Origin of the sequence: Pantoea sp. BS_8 (genome assembly GCF_041954965.1) — a bacterium.
GTDB classification, from domain to species: domain Bacteria; phylum Pseudomonadota; class Gammaproteobacteria; order Enterobacterales; family Enterobacteriaceae; genus Pantoea; species Pantoea stewartii.
Map to the genome: position 1 here is coordinate 43,571 of NZ_JAVAXU010000014.1, position 17,933 is coordinate 61,503.

Consider the following 17,933-nt stretch of genomic DNA (forward strand, 5'->3'; position numbering starts at 1 on the left):
GCAGGAACACACCTTACTTATTTTCTCAGGGTAGAACATGCCTCAGTTTTTTATTAACCGCCCCGTTTTTGCCTGGGTAATTGCCATCTTTATTATCGTGTCTGGCCTGCTCGCGATTCCAAAATTACCGGTGGCCCTGTATCCGTCTGTCGCGCCGCCTACCATTACCATTAATGCCTCTTATCCGGGCTCAACGCCGGAAACGATGAACAACAGCGTAATTGCCCTGATTGAGCGTGAGCTTTCTTCGGCGAAGCACGTGCTGTATTACGAATCATCCAGCGATACCAGCGGCATGGCTTCCATTACCGTGACCTTCGCGCCGGGAACCGATCCCGAGCTGGCGCAGGTTGACGTGCAAAACCGTATAAAAGTGGTGGAGCCTCGCCTGCCGCAGGTTGTGAGACAGAATGGCCTGAGCGTTGAAGCCTCAGGCGCAAATTTTTTGATGATTGTCGGGCTGACATCGAAAGACGGTAAGCTGACTGACGCCGATCTGAGCGATTACTTTTCCCGTAACCTCTCCGAAGAACTGCGCCGGGTGGAAGGCGTGGGCCGCGTTCAGCTGTTTGGTGCCGAGAAAGCGATGCGGATTTGGATCGATCCCGTCAGGCTGAGTCAGTATCGTCTGTCCGTCAGCGATATTAACCGGGCGGTCAGCATCGAAAACGCACAGATTGCGCCAGGCCGGACCGGTGATTCACCCGCTATCCCCGGTCAGCAGGTCAGCTATCCGCTGCTGGTCACCGGGCAGCTCGGCTCACCTGAGGCGTTTGGTCATATTACCTTACGTGCCAATCCCGATGGTTCGCGCGTCATTCTGTCGGATGTGGCCCGCGTCGAACTGGGTTCCCAATCCTATGGTTTTGCTACGCGTGAAAACGGTCACGTGTCAACGGCGGCGGCCATTCAGCTGACGCCGGGAGCAAACGCCGTTAAAACCGCAGACAGGATCAGACAGCGCCTGAATGAACTGAGTAACGCCATGCCCGAAGGCATGACCTACAGCATTCCGTTTGATACCACGCCGTTTGTAAAAATCTCCATTGAGAAAGTGGTTCATACCTTTATTGAAGCCATGGTGCTGGTCTTTCTCGTCATGTACCTGTTTTTGCAAAACATTCGTTATACCTTTATCCCGGCTATTGTGGCTCCGATTGCCCTGCTGGGCACATTTACCGTTATGCTGCTGTCTGGCTTCTCGGTCAACGTACTTACGATGTTCGGTATGGTACTGGCCATAGGGATCATTGTTGATGATGCCATCGTCGTGGTGGAAAACGTCGAACGTATCATGGCGGAAGAGGTACTGGGCCCGAAAGAAGCGACCCGGAAAGCGATGAAAGAGATTACCGGCGCGGTCATCGGCATTACGTTAGTGCTGAGTGCCGTGTTTATCCCGATGGCGATGGCAAACGGGTCGGTCGGCGCGATTTATCGCCAGTTTACGCTGACAATGGCTGTCTCTGTCTTGATCTCGGCATTTCTGGCGCTGAGCCTGACCCCCGCCCTTTGTGCGACATTGCTCAGGCCTGTCAACCAACACGCGCAGCAGAAAACAGGATTTTTTGGCGGGTTTAACCGCCAGTTTGCCGCCATTACGGCGCTGTATGGTCGCGGCGTCAGTCGCTTACTGAAACGCGTCGGCAGCGCGCTGGGGGTTTACGCGGCGCTGTGTCTGCTGCTTTTTCTGGCGATGAAAAACCTGCCTTCGTCCTTTTTGCCTGAAGAGGATCAGGGCTACTTTATGACGTCCATTCAGCTACCCTCGGAAGCCACGGCAGCGCGCACGTTAAACGTGGTTAAGGCTTTTGAACAGGCGGTGCTTTCACGCCCCGCGACGCAATCGACCATCGCCATTCTCGGTTTCAGCTTTGCCGGATCCGGGCCCAACTCGGCGATGGCGTTTACGACTTTAAAAGGCTGGGACGAACGAAACGGCGCGACCGCCTTTTCTGAAGCGGCGCATGCGCAGGAACAGATGGCGATGAATCCTGAAGCGGAAACCTTCAGTTTGATCCCGCCCGCCATTGATGAGCTGGGAAACTCCTCGGGCTTTACCCTGCGTCTGCAGGATCGCGGTGGTAAAGGCCTTGCTGAACTGAAGAAGGCTGAAGCGCAGTTGCTCGCGCTGGCGGCAAAAAGCCCGGTGGTCCGCAACGTTTATGTCGATGGCCTGCCTGACGGACAGATGATCCGACTGAATATTGATCGCCAGAAAGCCTTCGCGTTGGGCGTCTCTTTTGAGGAGATCAGCCAGACGCTCTCGGGAGCGATCGGTTCGCTGTACGTCAATGACTTCCCGAACCGCGATCGTATGCAGCAGGTCATCATTCAGGCGGATGCGAGATATCGCATGCAACCGGACGACGTCCTGGCGTTATATGTGCGCAACGCGACAGGCGGCATGGTGCAGATCGGTGAGTTTGTGCAGGCTCAGTGGGAAACTGCCCCCTTGCAACTGGTGCGTTATCAGGGCTACCCGTCAATAAAAATCACCGGTAACCCTGCACCAGGCTATTCAAGTGGCGATGCGCTTAACGAGATGGAACGTCTGGTAAGGCAGTTGCCTGAAGGGTTTGCCCTTGAGTGGAGCGGCGGATCGTTACAGGAGCAGCAATCTGCATCAGAAGCGCCCGCGCTCATGGTGCTGTCGATGCTGGTGGTCTTTCTGGTGCTCGCGGCGCTGTATGAAAGCTGGTCAGTTCCGATATCGGTCATGCTGGTCGTCCCGCTGGGACTGCTGGGAGCGGTACTGATGGTCAGCATGCTGGATATGCAAAACGACGTCTTTTTTAAAGTCGGGATGATCACTCTCATCGGGCTGGCGGCAAAAAATGCCATTTTGATCGTCGAGTTTGCGAAACAGATTCACGAAGGTGGTAAGGGGCTGGTCGACGCCACCTTAGCGGCTTCACGTATGCGTTTGCGGCCTGTTCTGATGACATCGCTGGCGTTTACCTTGGGTGTTGTACCGCTGATGCTGGCCACAGGGGCCAGCGCGACAACGCAAAAGGCGATTGGAACGGGCGTGTTTGGTGGCATGATCAGCGGCACGTTACTGGCTATCTTCTTTGTTCCGCTGTTCTATTTCTCGGTCATGAAGGTCGTGGAGAAACTGACACATAAGCGGTCTTAACAGTGTGCAGGGCCGCGTGGGCAAAAGGCCGCCTCTTAGCGTGAAAAGCACAGTGGAGAAGACCAACGCCTTCTGGATTGTCGTCGGGAGGCGGACAGAGCGTAAATAACGGACGTGCCTGTTTCGTTCGTGGATCTGGATTGTGAACGGGCCGCCCCACCAAAGATGCTGTCCGGTCAGTGCCGTGAGCGCCACTTGTGAAACCGCAGAGCGATAAAAGCCGCACCATAAAAAAAGCCAGCGCAGAAAGCGCTGGCTTGATACAAGTACACCGGAATCAGAACTGGTAAGTCAGACCCACGGCCAGGATATTGTCGGTTGAAATACCGGCTGCCTGAGTAAAGTCGGTTTCATCAAGCAGGTTGATCTTGTAATCGATGATGGCTGACATGTTTTTATTGAAGTAATAAGCCGCGCCTACGTCGATGTATTTCACTAAATCCCGATCGCCATAGCTTTCAAGATCTTTCCCTTTTGACTGCAGATACGCGATGCTGGGGCGCAGACCGAAGTCAAACTGGTATTGTGCAACGAGTTCAACGTTCTGGGCTTTATTGGCGTAGCCTGGATTGCCATTACCAATGCGGGTAGCATTGTATGTCTGTGTATATTGGGCTGCCAGGTAAATAGCATTGGCATCGTATTTCAGGGCGCCTGAATACGTTTCAGCATTATCGCCTTCGCCCAATGCCAGGCCGTTCTGGTCCAGCGTACGCTTAGAATGCGAATAGGCGACACCGAAATTCACACCTTCTGGCAGAGCATACGTTACAGCCGCGCCATAGCCATCGCCATTCTGTTTCACTGCATTTCGGTTGTTATTGGTGAGACTGCCGCCTTCAGCGTTGGAGCCCCCATTTCTGCCCTGGTACTGCAAGGCAAAATTAAGGCCGGAGACCAGGCCAAAGAAATCGGTGTTACGATAGGTTGCCAGGCCATTGGCACGCTGCTGCATAAAGTTATCCGAGCCGTAGCTGTCACCGCCGAACTCTGGCAGGACGTCGGTCCAGGAGGTGACATCGTAAACGACGCCGTAGTTGCGGCCATAGTTGACCGAACCATACTCACCGAATTTGAGACCGGCGAAGCCTAAACGTGTCCAGGACTGGTTTTCAGACCTTTCATCACGGTCCGCCTGCATATTGTATTCCCACTGACCAAATCCAGTCAGTTGGTTAGTAATCTGTGTTTCACCTTTTACACCGAGACGGGCATAGGAGTTATCCCCACGTCCGTCGTTATCACTGGTGAAATAGTGCAGCCCCTGCATTTTACCGTAAAGATCAATTTTATTACCGTCTTTGTTATAAACTTCCGCAGCATTTGTTACGCCTGCGGCGAATAAGGTGGTAACGGCCACTGCAACTAAGTTAAGTTTCATTAAAGAAATCCTTTTAATTATGTTTTATCTCGACCAGAGCAATTGAAAAGTATGGTGCGCTTAAATGGCGCGTTATTTTTAAAATAGAATGCAGTGTAAATTCAATAATAAGTTTCCGTAAGATCTTGTTTGTTTTTGTTTATATGATCCCGATCCAGTAATCAGTGGTTATTTGTTATCACTTTATTATGCTGTTTGATTTTATTGTGATATTTATTTTGAATGTTTTTGTATATATTTTTACCTTGGCGGTGTTTGTTGTTACTGCTTCTTATTTTTACTTTTTGTTTGAATTTTTATGGGTGTCGCTGTGATGGTTTATGTCATTTTTTGTATCGATCAGAATTCGTAACTAGCATGTTAATTACAGAGGCATATCTTAAGTAATAGTTAAAGCTGTATCGAATTATATTATTAAAATTTGAGTGAAAGGCAGCGTGCATAGCGTCAAGAGAGAGGTATTTTGCAGATGACACTAACGCTGTAATAAAGATTCCTTAAAAATGCCCATCAAGCCTCCTGATGCTGCTGCAGCATCGGTTAAAACATCGGGCCTGATCGTTTTCTGTATTAGCCTGCCAGCACAAAAATGGAGCAGGTTGCTAAGCGTATTCATTTTTTTAGGTGTCGCCTTAGAAAGGCACGCGTAATTAAAGCGCGTTTTTATCATACCTGTACGGATTGCAGTAATAAGAAGTCTGCGTCGATGCATCAGGTGTTCATAGATGATGCGGTGTTGATGTTTAATTCGCTGTTAACGTATTCACATCTCGCATTTCAAAATGAACTCACTATCCGAAATGGGTTTTCTTTTTGAAATTCTCATTTTTTTATTTAGTGACGGATTTCACTTTTATCCCTTTACCTTCTTTTACTGAAAAATAAATTAAATCCTTTCTTCTCAGGCGATTGCATTATTTCTTCCGTTTTTTTATCGGGTCTGGCACGGCGTCTGCAAACAATAACGTTGTCGCGTATAACACTGGAGATAATGGCATGGCTTATAAAATTTTACTCCCACAGGAAATTATGGCGGAAGGGAGAGCGTATCTGGAGAGTCGGGGCTATGAATTAATTACGGGCTCTGGCATGGAAGAGGACGACATTATTCGTGATATTCCCGACTGTGATGGCATCATCGTTCGGCTTTCAAAAATGTCTGAACGTGTATTTAACGCCGCGAAAAAACTCAAAGTCGTCGCACGACACGGCGCGGGCTACGATACTGTCGATCTTGAGGCCGCGAAACGTCACGGTGTTGTGGTGCTGAATGCGCCAGTGGCGAACAGCATGTCCGTGGCCGAACTGGCTATTTTCTACATGCTGCACTGTTCCCGCAATTTCAGGTTGGTTGAAGAGAAAATGCTTGAGGATTACTACTGGGCAAAATTGCGCACGCCCAAAGTGGAACTGGATGGCAAAACGCTGGGATTAATTGGTGTAGGCAATATTGGCTCGCGCGTCGCTGTTAAAGCCTTACGGGGTTTTAATATGAAAGTGATTGCATACGATCCCTATAAGACGCAGGAACAAATGCCAGACGGCGTTGAACGTACAGATGATATTGACCGTATTTTCAGCGAAAGCGACGTTGTCTCTTTGCATTGCCCGACAACGGCAGAGACCCAGAATTTCGTCGGAGAAAAGCAATTTGCCATGATGAAACCGACGTCTTACTTCATTAATACTGCGCGCGGCAAACTCGTCGATGAAAAAGCGCTGTATCACGCCCTCAGTCACCACCTTATTGCCGGCGCAGGTCTGGACGTTTTAAAGAAAGAGCCCTTCGACGCCAGCGATCCGATTTTTTCACTCAGCAATGTCGTTATTGGCCCTCATATCGGCGCCGCAACGAAAGAAGCCACCGACAGAGCCTCACTTCATACCGCCATAGGGATTGATGAGGTGCTGTCGGGTAAAAAACCAACCTGGCCCGTTCCTGGCTTTGGAGAATAATAAAATGACTATTGGAAATCGTATTTATTTAAAACGTCCTGCAGGTAAGCCTGATTTACTCAAGGAATACGCGCAACTTCCCGCTGCGAATATCGCCGATACCATGAATCGTATTGCGGTGTTGGGCAACGGTATCAGGCGGATTTCTTCCCCTCAAAAACCGGTTATGGCGGGATATGCCATTACGGTGAAAGCGCGCGCGGGCGATAACCTGATGTTGCATGCCGCACTGGATATGGCGACGGAGAATGACGTTATTGTCGTATCTAATGAAGGTGACCGTTCGCGAGCCCTGATGGGCGAAATCATGGTGGCTTACGCGCATCACTGCAAGAAGATCGCTGGCATCGTGCTGGATGGTCCCATCCGCGATATTGATGCTTTGTCACAGTTGGATTTTCCCCTTTTTGCCACAGGGGCAAACCCGGCCGGTCCGTTTAAAGAAGGTCCTGGCGAAGTGAATACACCTGTTGCGGTGGGTGGCGTAGCCGTGTGCCCTGGCGATCTCATTATTGGTGATGCGGATGGCGTAATTGTTGTTCCTTTGCATGATGCAGAACCCTTACTCGAAAAAGCTAAAGCGTATGCAGCGTTCGATGCGAGCAAAGTTGAAGCCGCAAAAAACGGCACGGCAAATCGTGAATGGGTCACCAAATCACTGGAAGAAAAGGGCGTTGAATTTATTAACGACGTATTTCGTTAGTCGACCAATATAATATCCATTCGCTCAAACCACGGGAGTCATGCTCTCGTGGTGATAAGCAAAGGTAAAAATATATGTTCTCTTTAAAAATCTTATTGATCGTGTTTTTCCCGGTTTTATTCTGGATCTTGCCTAACCCTGACGAGATTTCCGCCACGACCTGGCATATGGTCGGTATTTATCTGGCGATGTTATGCGGGCTGGTATTTCGGCCTTTTACGGATGCGATTATTATGCTCATTATCCTCGGCATCGCATCTGTTTTTATCGATCCCCATATTCTGTTTGCAGGTTATGGCACGGCCATGGTCTGGTTTATTATCAGCGCCTTTATTATTTGTAAGGCATTCGTTATTACCGGACTGGGTAAACGTATCGCCTACATCTTACTGAAACGCTACGGCAGAAATACTCTGACGCTGGGTTATCTGATGATGGTTACGGACACCGTGCTGGCTCCGGCCACCGGCTCGAATATGTCGCGCTCTGGCGGTATCGTCTATCCCATTTTCCGCAACATTGCTGAAGCGTTGGGCTCAAAACCTGACGAGGGTAGCCGCCGGATTGGTTCCTACCTGACGATTCTGATGTATGTCGTATCAATGGGAACATCCAGCTTGTTTTTAACCGGTATGGCCACCAACGCTATCACCGTGTCACTGGCTAACGAAATTATGAAGGTCGATCTGGACTGGATGACCTGGTTTAAGGCGGCCATTATTCCGGCCGGATTAGTTCTGCTGCTGTGTCCCTGGATACTTTATAAAGTTTATGCGCCTGAACTGAAAAAAATTGATAACGTCAATGAGATCGCTGAACAGGGACTGCGTGAACTCGGGCCGGTGAAGCGCGAAGAGAAACTGCTGATCGTGTTTTTTATTCTGGGCGTTTTGGGATGGATGACCGGCTCAGTAACGGGTATTCCTTTTATTCCGGTTGGCTTTGCATTCCTTGCCTGCTTGTTGTTATTTAAAGTGCTGGGCTGGGAACATGTGGTCAGTGAAAAAGCGGCCTGGCAAACGTTTGTCTGGTACGGCGCGTTCTATGGATGTGCTGTCGCGCTGTCAAAAGGCGGGTTCTACGTTTTCCTGGTGGGGGTGATTAAAAACTACCTGGATCTTTCTCATCTCAATGAATTTAGCGCAATTGGTGTGCTGATTTTTATCAGTCTTGCCGTACGTTATTTCTTTGTCTCAAACAGTGCGTTTGTCGTTTCTTTTTATCCCGTGTTGTTTACCCTCGGCATGACGACGCAGGCCAATCCAATGTACGTTGCATTGTCGTTGGCGTTTTCAGCAGGCTACGGTGCTCTCCTCACGCATTACGGTAACGGAGCGGGGGTTTTTACCTTCTCCAGTGGCTATGTGCCGCAAAAAACCTTCTGGCTGTTGGGCACAATGATGGTGCTGTTTAACGTCATTGTTTATTTCCTGCTCGGCATTCCTTACTGGAAATTCATCGGTATCTGATCGGAGGATAAACATGAAACTGGATCTTCGTATCAAAAATGGCCTGACGATAGACGGCCACGGCCAGAATTATATTCAGCGGGATGTGGGCATTATGGGGGATGTTATCGTTGATCTTACCCAGGTTGACGGCATTGAAGCTGAAACTGAAATTGATGCCGCAGGCTGTATTGTCCTTCCCGGTTTAATTGACTTTCATACTCATGTTTTTCATGGCGGAACGGCTATCAGCGTGAATCCAGACATCATTTGTTTGCCCAATGGCGTAACCAGCGTGGTTGACGCTGGCAGTAGCGGTTGGGTCAATTATGGATTGTTCCGTAACAGTGTGATCAACACGGCTACGGTAAGGATAAAAAGTTACTTAAATGTAGTAAATGTAGGCCTGTCTACGCTGGGTGGTGGGCCGACGGGATATCTGGAAAACACGAACCCGGCCAATTTTAATCGGGAAAAAATAAAGCAGGTTGTCAGCAAAAATGCAGACAATATTCTGGGCCTGAAGCTGCGCTACAGTCAGGATATTGCGAAAGGCAAATCCTACAGCAGCGATCCTTTTCTGACCACCGTTGCGCTGGCACGTGAGCTGAATACCTCGTTATGCGTGCACGTCACGGATTCCCAACGCCAGGCGGACGAACTCATCCCGCATTTCAACCCGGGTGATATATACGCGCACTGCTTTCACGGAACGGGTCACACCATCCTTAATGAGCAGGGCGAAGTATACCCTTCGATTCAGGCAGCCCAGCGGAAAGGCGTCATCTTTGACTGTTCAAATGGCGTGGCGCATTTTGATTTTAATATTGCCCGTCATGCGATGGCGCAGGGATTTTACCCCGATATTATCAGCACGGACTTAACACAGCGTAACAGCCTGCGTACGAATAAGGTCTACAGTCTGCTTCATGTCATGTCAAAATACCTGAATATGGGTATGTCACTGTTTGATATCGTAAAAGCGGTCACCAGCACCCCTGCCAGGCTAATGAAAATGCAGGGCCAGATCGGAACGCTCACACCGGGGGCATTTGCCGACATCGCCGTGGTTAAAATACGTCAGGCAAAAACCATTTTCGAAGACACGAGGGGCAATCAGTTACAAGGCGATCGCTATATTGATAACTGCTTAACCATCAGTCGTGGGCAGATCTGCTATCGCCGTCTGCATGTTTAATCACGCCTTATCCGTTCGCTCAGTCCTGGAATATTAACGCCAGGTAGCTTTTACGTGCCTGCACATGACGTCTGTCAATATAGGGGCAGACGTTATCTTTATACTTGTTCAGCGCGTTATCGATATAATCGGACTGTTAATGAAGTTCAATGAAATTGTCATTTTCTCTGTTTCAAAAACCATTACTCAGCGTATCTCTAATGTGCTGTTTGAAAAACAGCTAGAATTACCCGTCTACGAAATAGGCTATTCAGATGTGCTGGATAAAGCGAATGAAATGATTCGCGCCGGCACCAGAATCATCATCAGTCGTGGCGGTACCGCTGCCTTACTGCGCAGCAGCCTGGCCATCCCGGTGGTCGAAATTGCACATGATTTTCAAGGCGTGAACCGTATTCTTCAGGAAGCAAAAATCAAGTCACAGAAGATTGCTGCGGTCGGCTTTCCCCAGTTTTGCCACGCGCTTAAGCATTATCAACATATGACTCATGATAATTTCAAGATCTGTCAGGTCTATAATCATTACGATATCGATAATGTCGTCAAAAGCCTTGCGGAAAATAATTATCAGGTCGTGATTGGCGGTCTGACCGTTGCTGAAATGGCCAAAAAATATGGTCTGAAGGTTGTAATGGGGGATACCGATAATATCTCTATTGAACAGGCCATCAACGAGGCCTTCAGCCTGTTAAAATATATTAACCAGGAAAATCTGAAGCTGGAGATAAGTCAGTCCGCGATAAATCAGTCACGGGAAGGCATTATGTGTCTCGACCCGATGGGGACTGTTGTCACAATAAACAGCAAAGGAAAAGCGCTTTTTCAGTGCCGCGTCGGGGAGAAAATATACAAAAAAGAAGGATTCAAAGACGTATACAATGCCATTATTGACGAGTCTGACGTCAGCGATATGACCCTTGAACTTGACGGTGAACGCATTTCTGTCGCGATAAAGCATTACTGTAAGCGGCAGGAGAGCTATTCAATCGTGACCGGCTGTCTGCAATCGCAAGCCCCGTGGCGAAACATGGTCAGTAAAAAGCGAAAACAGCGTGCATTTTATACCCGTTACACCTTTGATGACATTGTTGGTGAGTCAGCCAGTATTAAGTCAGCGATCGAAAAAGCAAAGCGTTGTGCCAGCCATGATGCACCTGTCCATATTTTAGGTGATACCGGTACGGGTAAAGAATTGTTCGCTCAAAGCATTCACCAGCACAGCACCCGAAGCCACAGCCCGTTCATTGCGATTAACTGCGCGGCGATTCCTGAAAGCCTGCTTGAAAGTGAACTGTTTGGTTATGCTGACGGGGCATTTACCCAGGCCCGGAAAGGGGGCAAGCCCGGTATCTTTGAGATGGCGATGAAGGGCACCGTATTTATTGATGAAATCAGCGAGGCCCCACTCAACGTACAGGTCAAATTACTGCGTGTGCTACAGGAAAAACAGTTTGTTCGCGTGGGCGGTGATGGGCTGATTGCGGCGGATTTTCGACTCATAACAGCAAGTAATAAAGATTTGAAGGCGCAGATAACCATGGGCGCTTTTCGTCAGGATCTTTATTACCGTATCAATATCCTCACACTCCGGCTTCCCGCGCTGACTGAGCGTAAAGGTGACGTTGAACCTCTTATCCGGCATTTACTTCACCAGCAGGGAAAAGACAGGGTCTTTTCGCCGGATGCGCTGGCGTATTTAAACCGTTATCACTGGCCGGGGAATATACGAGAACTGCAATCGGTCGTGTGCAGACTGGCGGTATTTCATCAGGGCGGTACGGTCGATAAATCGACCGTGATCTCGTTGCTTGAGGATGAGCAGGTACTCAATAATGTGGTGTATGAATCATCCTCTTTGGCGTGCATAGACGCTGAAACCGATCTTCTGAAAAAACAGGAGCGCCGGCTAATTATTGACGTGATGGCACAATGCCAGGGTGATAAAACCCAGGCGGCGGCAATGCTGGGGATCAGTGCGACCACCTTGTGGCGTAAGCTAAAAGCGTATGAGATCAGCGGCTGAACGTCGACAACGGTGCCGCTTTGATATAGTCAATAAACGTCCGCAATGCCGAAGACATATACTGGCGATTAGGGTAATAAAACTGCAGGCTGGGCCGTTCCGGTAACCAGTCCTCCAGTACCGAGATCAGACTGCCGTTTGCCAGATGATCTTTCACCTGCTCGTAATAGAGATAGCCGAGCCCCGCACCCTGCAGTACGGCATCCAACTGTGAATCCATGTCGTCAAGGATGATGTTTCCGCCGGGAAGAAGCGCAAACTGGCCGTCCGGTCCGTTGAATTCCCACTGATAAATCCGGCCACTGCGATGACGAAACATGACGCACGGGTGCACGTCGATTTCGCGTGGATGCGTGGGACGAGGATGACGGGCAAAATAATCGGGACTGGCCGCGACCACCAGTTTGACTTTTGGCCCTACCGGCAGGGCAATCATGTCTTTTTCCAGCGTACTGCTCAGGCGAATGCCCGCATCAAAACCCTCTTTCACAATATCGACCAGCCTGTCTTCTGTCGTGATTTCCACACGAATATCCGGATAGCGCTGGCTAAACCCGGTGACCAGCGGAATCAGCACCAGACGTGAGGCAAGGCGCGAGGCATTGATTTTCAGCACGCCCATCGGCGTCTGGCGATAGCAGTTGGCTTCATCCAGCACCATGTTGATTTCATCGAAAGCGGGGCGTAAACGTTCAAACATACGGGCGCCGGCTTCGGTGAGTGACACGCTGCGCGTGGTACGGTTAAACAGGCGAATTTTCAGCCGCTGCTCCAGTTGCTTAATCGCGTGGCTGACTGCCGATGGCGACAGTCCGAGTTCATCTCCCGCGGCGCGAAAACTGTTGTGCCGGGCAACGGCAATAAAAGTCGCGAAGTCATAGACGTTCAGTTTCATTGATGAAAATCCCTCATTAACCCGTCTCAAATCATACGATTCCCACAGTAATGTCGCGAGCGTAAGGTGCTTTCGTCAGCACAAAAATGAGGTGAACGATGAAACAACATGTCTATATCGTCTGGTCGCATCCGCGCAGGAATTCGTTAACCGCGCAGATGGTCCACAGCCTGCGCCAGCGCGCAGAGGCGCGCGGCGCCCATGTTACTGAACTGGATTTGTATCGCAGCGATTTTGATCCGGTGTTACGTGTCGAGGATGAACCGGAGTGGGACAACCCGGATAAGCGCTATTCGCCAGAGGTCCACCGCCTGTTTGCTGAACTGGACAATCAGGACATTATCTTCTTTGTCTTCCCGGTGTGGTGGTACAGCTTTCCGGCCATGTTGAAAGGCTATCTTGAGCGCGTATGGAATTATGGCCTGGCCTATGGTGAGCAAAACCGGTTAACGGCAAAAACGGTGCGCTGGCTGGCGCTGGCGGGCGGCTCCCATCGGTCATTTATTAAATATGGCTGGGAGAAAAACATCACCGATCATCTTTTGGGCGTTTCGGCTTATCTGGCGATCCGCGATGTGGACGTCCATTTCCTCTACAACACGTTAGGGGTTGAGGAGGCCATTCAGGATGACGTCAGCCACTATGCACAACTCTTTGAGCAAATGTATGCGGTGGTAGACAGCACGGTTTAACGCGAGGCAGGGCGCCAACAGGCGCCCTTTAACATGCTCACCCGTACAATGAACGACGCGCGGGGTGCTCTGCTTCGCAGTGCCCGTTTTGCAAGGCGCGAGCGTGCCCTTTACGGCCGTTTAGCGGGAAACGGAGGCGCGCGTTGACAGCGCTGCGACGTTAACCATGGTGATGATGGTCACGCCTTTAGCCCGGTCACCGTACCCTCGCGCAGGCCTGAGCGTATTCTCTTTGCCGCGGCCCGCTTCCTGATGACGACATTTTACAAAATCTCCCTGTGGACTATGTTAAGCAACATGTCTTAAGAAAACACATCAGGCAACGGAGAACGTAATGAAAGCAATGACCCTGAAAGCCCCTGGCGGACTGCAGAACATCCACCTGTCAGACCGAGCCGATCCGGGACAGCCGGGAAAAGGCGAAATCCGGGTTGCCATCAAGGCCAGCTCACTGAATTTCCATGACCTGGTCGTCGCGACCGGGCAATTTCCCACCGAAGATGGCCGCATACTGCTGTCCGACGGCGCGGGCGTGGTGGAAGCCGTGGGCGAGGGCGTGACCGATTTTCGCGCAGGTGATCACGTCGTGTCGACATTCTTCCCCGTCTGGCTGTCCGGCAAACCCACCGCGGACGTCGGCGGCTTTGCCCACACGCCGGGCGACGGCATTGATGGCATGGCCAGTGAATACGTTGTGCGGGCGCAGAGCGCCTTTACCCATGCGCCAAAAGGCTGGACGCACGCTGAGTCAGCCACCATTACGACAGCTGGCCTGACCGCCTGGCGAGCACTGGTGACCGAAGGCAATCTTCAGGCTAATGATACCGTGTTGGTGCAGGGCACCGGCGGTGTATCTATCGCTGCCTTACAAATCGCTAAGGCCATGGGCGCGAAAGTGATTGCCACCTCCTCTTCGGATGAGAAACTGGCGCGCGCCCGACAACTGGGCGCAGACGAAACCATTAACTATCGCACGACGCCAGAGTGGGGGAAGAAGGTGCTCGAACTGACCGGCGCCGTGGGCGTGGATCAGGTGGTGGAAGTGGGCGGACCTGCCACGCTGGGTGAGTCGCTGAAAGCGATCAAAGTGGGCGGCCACATTACCCAAATCGGCATCATTTCCGGCGATGAAGCCCGGCTGTCCATTTTGTCTGTCCTGGCGAAGCAGGTCACCATCAAAGGGGTGATCGTTGCCAGCCGACAGGATCAGATCGATTACGTGAACGCGCTGGAAGGGATGAATCAGAAGCCCGTCGTTGATCGCCTGTTCCGTTATCAGGACCTCGCCGAGGCCTTTGCCTGGCAGCAGAGCGGTTCGCATTTCGGCAAGATCTGTGTGGAATGGTGAGTCACGCGCAGTAAGGCTGGTGTGTCCGTAGAAACGGTGCCTGATGAGGGCTGAAACCAGGGCCTTCATCAGGCATCGCGGCCTGCGCAGGATTAATTATTGTCGTGAATATAATAGGCCGCGTCAGCGGGCATAAAATGGCTGAGCCCGTCTGTCGCAATGCCGACAGCCAATGCGTGTTGATTATCCAGCAGCATATGGTTGTCTTCGCTGTAGGTAATTTTGTCGATTTGATCATCCGTCAGGTTGGTACAGGTGTGATAAATATTTTTAATAATATTGCGGAATCGGCTGCTAAATTCATTTTTTTCAACCAGCATATTTTCTGAAAAATTTCTGTCCCGAGCATCATGAATCGTGGGCGCATGTAATAAAAAAATCGAATCGTCCATGGTTAGCCGTTTCTTTGCGCCACAATAAATTAAGGTTGCGGAGGATTCGACGGAGGACATATTCACGGTGGTCACCGGAATGGGTGAGTCCTTCACTATCTGATAGCCCATTTTCCCGGCATCAACATCACCGCCGGGGCTGGTGAGATAAAGCTGTATCTCCGTAGCGGCTTTGTAGTTTTGCGCAATCTCGTCAATGGCGGCGGACAGGGCCATAATTTTGTTCTGCGTTATCGCGCCAGTGAAAGCAATTTTTACCGTTTTAACGGTGTTGGGTGGGCGCTTCTCGTCAACGACTTTGTTCATCGCCGCCTGTGAGGTAAAACTGGTCAGGACAAAAACGGCAGCCGCACAGAAAATATATTTCATATTAACCCCATCCTTTTTGCCCTTTAATTATCAGTACGACATTATATCTGCAATATCTATTATCATTTTGCACGCGTTTGTTACCGCTAAAAATATATTTCAGTATTATGGCTTTTAAATGACTTTTTCAAATTAACCTGCGGCGACGCTAATTTTTTCGAAGAGGGGAGCAACGAAGCCGCATCACATATGCATCTGCTGTCCGGTAAACGGCATACTGCTTTCAGTATTGTCAGCACCGCAGGGCACCGTGCTGCTTTTATCGCACGGCTCCGCTTTTCCTGGCGTTTGTACCTGCGGGCTTTCTGCGATTCTGCTCAATGCGCCATGTCCCGGGGAAGCGGGAAAAGCTCCGGCTGCGTCACATATCCCACGGCAAACTGATCCCTTTTTGTGACAAGTCACACAACCTCATAACATTTGCCAGCACAGGAAAAAGTTTCGCCAGATAATGAGTGTACTTTGTACACCATAGTTTTACAGAGTAAAACATGAAGTTTACCCAGATGTAAAACCATGAACCTTCTGTGAGGAACACCATGTCTGAAAAGAGACCCAATGTGGCCATAACCTCCGATATAGAGCAGCAGACGGTAAAGCGTGTTATATGGCGCATTCTGCCGTTTCTGATTGTCTGTTATCTGATCGCTATCATTGACCGGGGCAATATCGGAATGGCGGCCCTGCAGATGAATGAAGATCTCGGGCTGACCAAAGCGGTGTTCGGCCTGGCGAGCAGCCTGTTTTTTGTGGGGTATTTTCTGTTTGAAGTGCCCAGCAATCTGGCGATGCAAAAGATCGGGGCGAAGATCTGGATATCGCGCATTATGGTGACGTGGGGCATCGTGTCGGTCTGCACGGCCTTTGTCTCCAGTGCCGGGATGCTTTATTTCCTGCGCTTTTTATTGGGCGCGGCGGAGGCGGGCTTTTTCCCTGGCGTGATCCTCTACCTGACCTACTGGATCCCCGGTAAATACCGCGCCCGCGTCATTGCGACCTTTATGGTGGCTATCCCGGCAGCAAACTTTATCGGCTCACCGATCTCCGGGGCCATCCTGTCACTGGATGGCTGGTTTGGCTTACGTGGCTGGCACTGGCTGTTTATTTTAGAAGGCTTCCCGGCCATCCTTTTAGGAATAGCCGCCTTTTTCCTGTTAAGCAACCGCCCGGAAAACGCGACCTGGCTGACGGAAGCACAGCGCAACTGGCTTAGCACAACGTTGGCGGACGAGAATGCGAAACGTAAGGTGATCGGTCATATCTCGCTGTGGCAGTTACTGCGACACAAGCACATCTGGGTGATGGCCTTAATCTATGCCGGTGCCTCGGCGGCAGGTTCCACGCTCAGCGTCTGGTCGCCACAATTACTCAAGTCGTTCGGACTCGACAACTTCACGACCGGTCTGGTGAACGCCATTCCTTACGGCCTGGCGTCCGTGTTGATGATCGTCTGGGGCCGCAGTTCCGACCGTACGGGCGAACGTCGCTGGCACACCGCGCTGACGCTGTTCCTTATTGCGGGTGGGCTACTGTCGGCTTTCCTGACGCAGTCGCTGGCGGGCAGCGTGGTCATTCTGTCGCTGGTGCTGATTGGCGCGTACTCCATGAAAGGGCCGTTCTGGGCACTTGCTTCCGGCTGGCTGTCGTCCAGCACCGCAGCGGCGGGCCTGGCGGCTATCGGTGCCATGGCGAACCTGATTGGCGGCGGGCTGATGGTTAACGTGTACGGGATCATCAACGAGCAGACGGGCAGTCATGCGCTGGCCATAGTTCCGCTGGCCGTGCTCTGCGGGGCGGGCGGTATCGCAGTGCTGATCATGGGCCGCAAAAGCGCGACCAGAATCGAAGCGGATCATAGCCTGTCGACCGTCAGCAAATAAGTCGCATCGCTGAAATCACTGAAGCGCCTCCGGGCGCTTTTTTTTATACCGGAGAAAAGTGAAGGTGAGGCGAACCGCAGGAATGCCGGGAAGGAGCGGTGCCGTGTTCGGTTCTGCCATCCTTATCGGGCAGGCCGAGCGCTCTGATGCGGCAAGGACGCCTGTATACCGTTTCAGCCTGCTCTGCTCCATGTGCTCGCCTGCCATCGTGATGGGATACTTCCCGGAAACCGGTATCGGTTATCGGAAATACCGGGCCGCGATCAGCAGACGAACGCGAACGTTGTTGCGGTGGGAAAGACAACGGCGTGGAAAAACAGTCTGCATGCGCAGGAACGGCGGCAGGAAGGAGGATAATGGAGAAATGAAGCCGTGGGGGATAAAACCACGCCGCCTCTGATATTGGCGTGGCTTTGTGTCCATTCAGATCGTGCGTCGGGGTTAGTTAACTGAGGCCATAATCCGAGGCGACATCACGCCACCCTGAATGTCGGCGGCGTGGTCGTTTT

12 protein-coding genes are annotated in these 17,933 nt (G+C 51.0%); 9 read left to right on the forward strand and 3 right to left on the reverse strand.

What is annotated here, in order from left to right:
• The first annotated feature begins 37 nt into the window (after window positions 1-37).
• Window positions 38-3,139, forward strand: coding sequence for a multidrug efflux RND transporter permease subunit (locus tag RAC65_RS19840; RefSeq protein ID WP_375097066.1), 3,102 nt, complete (start codon window positions 38-40; stop codon window positions 3,137-3,139).
• A 277-nt stretch (window positions 3,140-3,416) separates the two neighbouring features.
• On the opposite strand, the gene ompC is transcribed toward RAC65_RS19840, so the two are convergent.
• A complete protein-coding gene (ompC, locus tag RAC65_RS19845) occupies window positions 3,417-4,520 on the reverse strand; it encodes a porin OmpC (protein WP_375097067.1) in 1,104 nt (367 codons plus the stop codon).
• A gap of 996 nt (window positions 4,521-5,516) precedes the next feature.
• Between ompC and RAC65_RS19850 the strand changes: the two genes are divergently transcribed.
• From RAC65_RS19850 to RAC65_RS19870, 5 genes are all read left to right on the forward strand, one after another.
• On the forward strand, window positions 5,517-6,476 hold the full coding sequence (locus RAC65_RS19850) for a hydroxyacid dehydrogenase (protein ID WP_058702307.1): 960 nt from the start codon (window positions 5,517-5,519) through the stop codon (window positions 6,474-6,476).
• 4 nt (window positions 6,477-6,480) lie between these two features.
• Window positions 6,481-7,179 (forward strand): RraA family protein, encoded by a 699-nt coding sequence (locus RAC65_RS19855; RefSeq protein WP_033739409.1) that lies wholly within the window; start codon window positions 6,481-6,483, stop codon window positions 7,177-7,179.
• 74 nt (window positions 7,180-7,253) lie between these two features.
• On the forward strand, window positions 7,254-8,648 hold the full coding sequence (locus RAC65_RS19860; protein ID WP_375097068.1) for a DASS family sodium-coupled anion symporter: 1,395 nt from the start codon (window positions 7,254-7,256) through the stop codon (window positions 8,646-8,648).
• A 13-nt stretch (window positions 8,649-8,661) separates the two neighbouring features.
• Window positions 8,662-9,825 (forward strand): metallo-dependent hydrolase, encoded by a 1,164-nt coding sequence (locus tag RAC65_RS19865; protein ID WP_164482500.1) that lies wholly within the window; start codon window positions 8,662-8,664, stop codon window positions 9,823-9,825.
• Between the two features lie 139 nt (window positions 9,826-9,964).
• A complete protein-coding gene (locus RAC65_RS19870) occupies window positions 9,965-11,848 on the forward strand; it encodes a sigma 54-interacting transcriptional regulator (RefSeq protein ID WP_205950672.1) in 1,884 nt (627 codons plus the stop codon).
• Here the strand turns inward: RAC65_RS19870 and RAC65_RS19875 are convergent.
• Entirely contained in the window at window positions 11,838-12,743 is a 906-nt protein-coding gene (locus RAC65_RS19875; RefSeq protein ID WP_033739403.1) for a LysR family transcriptional regulator, read from the reverse strand. The two genes, RAC65_RS19870 and RAC65_RS19875, sit on opposite strands and share 11 nt — an antisense overlap.
• A 98-nt stretch (window positions 12,744-12,841) precedes the next feature.
• Between RAC65_RS19875 and RAC65_RS19880 the strand changes: the two genes are divergently transcribed.
• Window positions 12,842-13,435: an NAD(P)H oxidoreductase gene (locus RAC65_RS19880; RefSeq protein WP_282498114.1), complete on the forward strand. Its 594-nt coding sequence runs from the start codon at window positions 12,842-12,844 to the stop codon at window positions 13,433-13,435.
• A gap of 334 nt (window positions 13,436-13,769) precedes the next feature.
• Window positions 13,770-14,783, forward strand: coding sequence for an NAD(P)-dependent alcohol dehydrogenase (locus tag RAC65_RS19885; protein WP_375097069.1), 1,014 nt, complete (start codon window positions 13,770-13,772; stop codon window positions 14,781-14,783).
• 92 nt (window positions 14,784-14,875) lie between these two features.
• Here the strand turns inward: RAC65_RS19885 and RAC65_RS19890 are convergent, their stop codons facing one another.
• The gene (locus RAC65_RS19890; RefSeq protein ID WP_375097070.1) at window positions 14,876-15,544 is read right to left on the reverse strand and encodes an ATP-dependent Clp protease proteolytic subunit; all 669 of its coding nucleotides are present in this window, start codon (window positions 15,542-15,544) and stop codon (window positions 14,876-14,878) included.
• Window positions 15,545-16,083: 539 nt separating this feature from the next.
• Here RAC65_RS19890 and RAC65_RS19895 point away from each other — a divergent pair.
• Entirely contained in the window at window positions 16,084-17,424 is a 1,341-nt protein-coding gene (locus tag RAC65_RS19895) for an MFS transporter (RefSeq protein ID WP_375097071.1), read from the forward strand.
• The last annotated feature ends 509 nt before the right edge of the window (window positions 17,425-17,933 follow it).

Coding starts and splice junctions, on each gene's coding strand:
- RAC65_RS19840 (WP_375097066.1), top strand. CDS start 38: ATGCCTCAGTTTTTTATTAACCGCCCCGTTTTTGCCTGGGTAATTGCC.
- ompC (WP_375097067.1), bottom strand. CDS start 4,520: ATGAAACTTAACTTAGTTGCAGTGGCCGTTACCACCTTATTCGCCGCA.
- RAC65_RS19850 (WP_058702307.1), top strand. CDS start 5,517: ATGGCTTATAAAATTTTACTCCCACAGGAAATTATGGCGGAAGGGAGA.
- RAC65_RS19855 (WP_033739409.1), top strand. CDS start 6,481: ATGACTATTGGAAATCGTATTTATTTAAAACGTCCTGCAGGTAAGCCT.
- RAC65_RS19860 (WP_375097068.1), top strand. CDS start 7,254: ATGTTCTCTTTAAAAATCTTATTGATCGTGTTTTTCCCGGTTTTATTC.
- RAC65_RS19865 (WP_164482500.1), top strand. CDS start 8,662: ATGAAACTGGATCTTCGTATCAAAAATGGCCTGACGATAGACGGCCAC.
- RAC65_RS19870 (WP_205950672.1), top strand. CDS start 9,965: ATGAAGTTCAATGAAATTGTCATTTTCTCTGTTTCAAAAACCATTACT.
- RAC65_RS19875 (WP_033739403.1), bottom strand. CDS start 12,743: ATGAAACTGAACGTCTATGACTTCGCGACTTTTATTGCCGTTGCCCGG.
- RAC65_RS19880 (WP_282498114.1), top strand. CDS start 12,842: ATGAAACAACATGTCTATATCGTCTGGTCGCATCCGCGCAGGAATTCG.
- RAC65_RS19885 (WP_375097069.1), top strand. CDS start 13,770: ATGAAAGCAATGACCCTGAAAGCCCCTGGCGGACTGCAGAACATCCAC.
- RAC65_RS19890 (WP_375097070.1), bottom strand. CDS start 15,544: ATGAAATATATTTTCTGTGCGGCTGCCGTTTTTGTCCTGACCAGTTTT.
- RAC65_RS19895 (WP_375097071.1), top strand. CDS start 16,084: ATGTCTGAAAAGAGACCCAATGTGGCCATAACCTCCGATATAGAGCAG.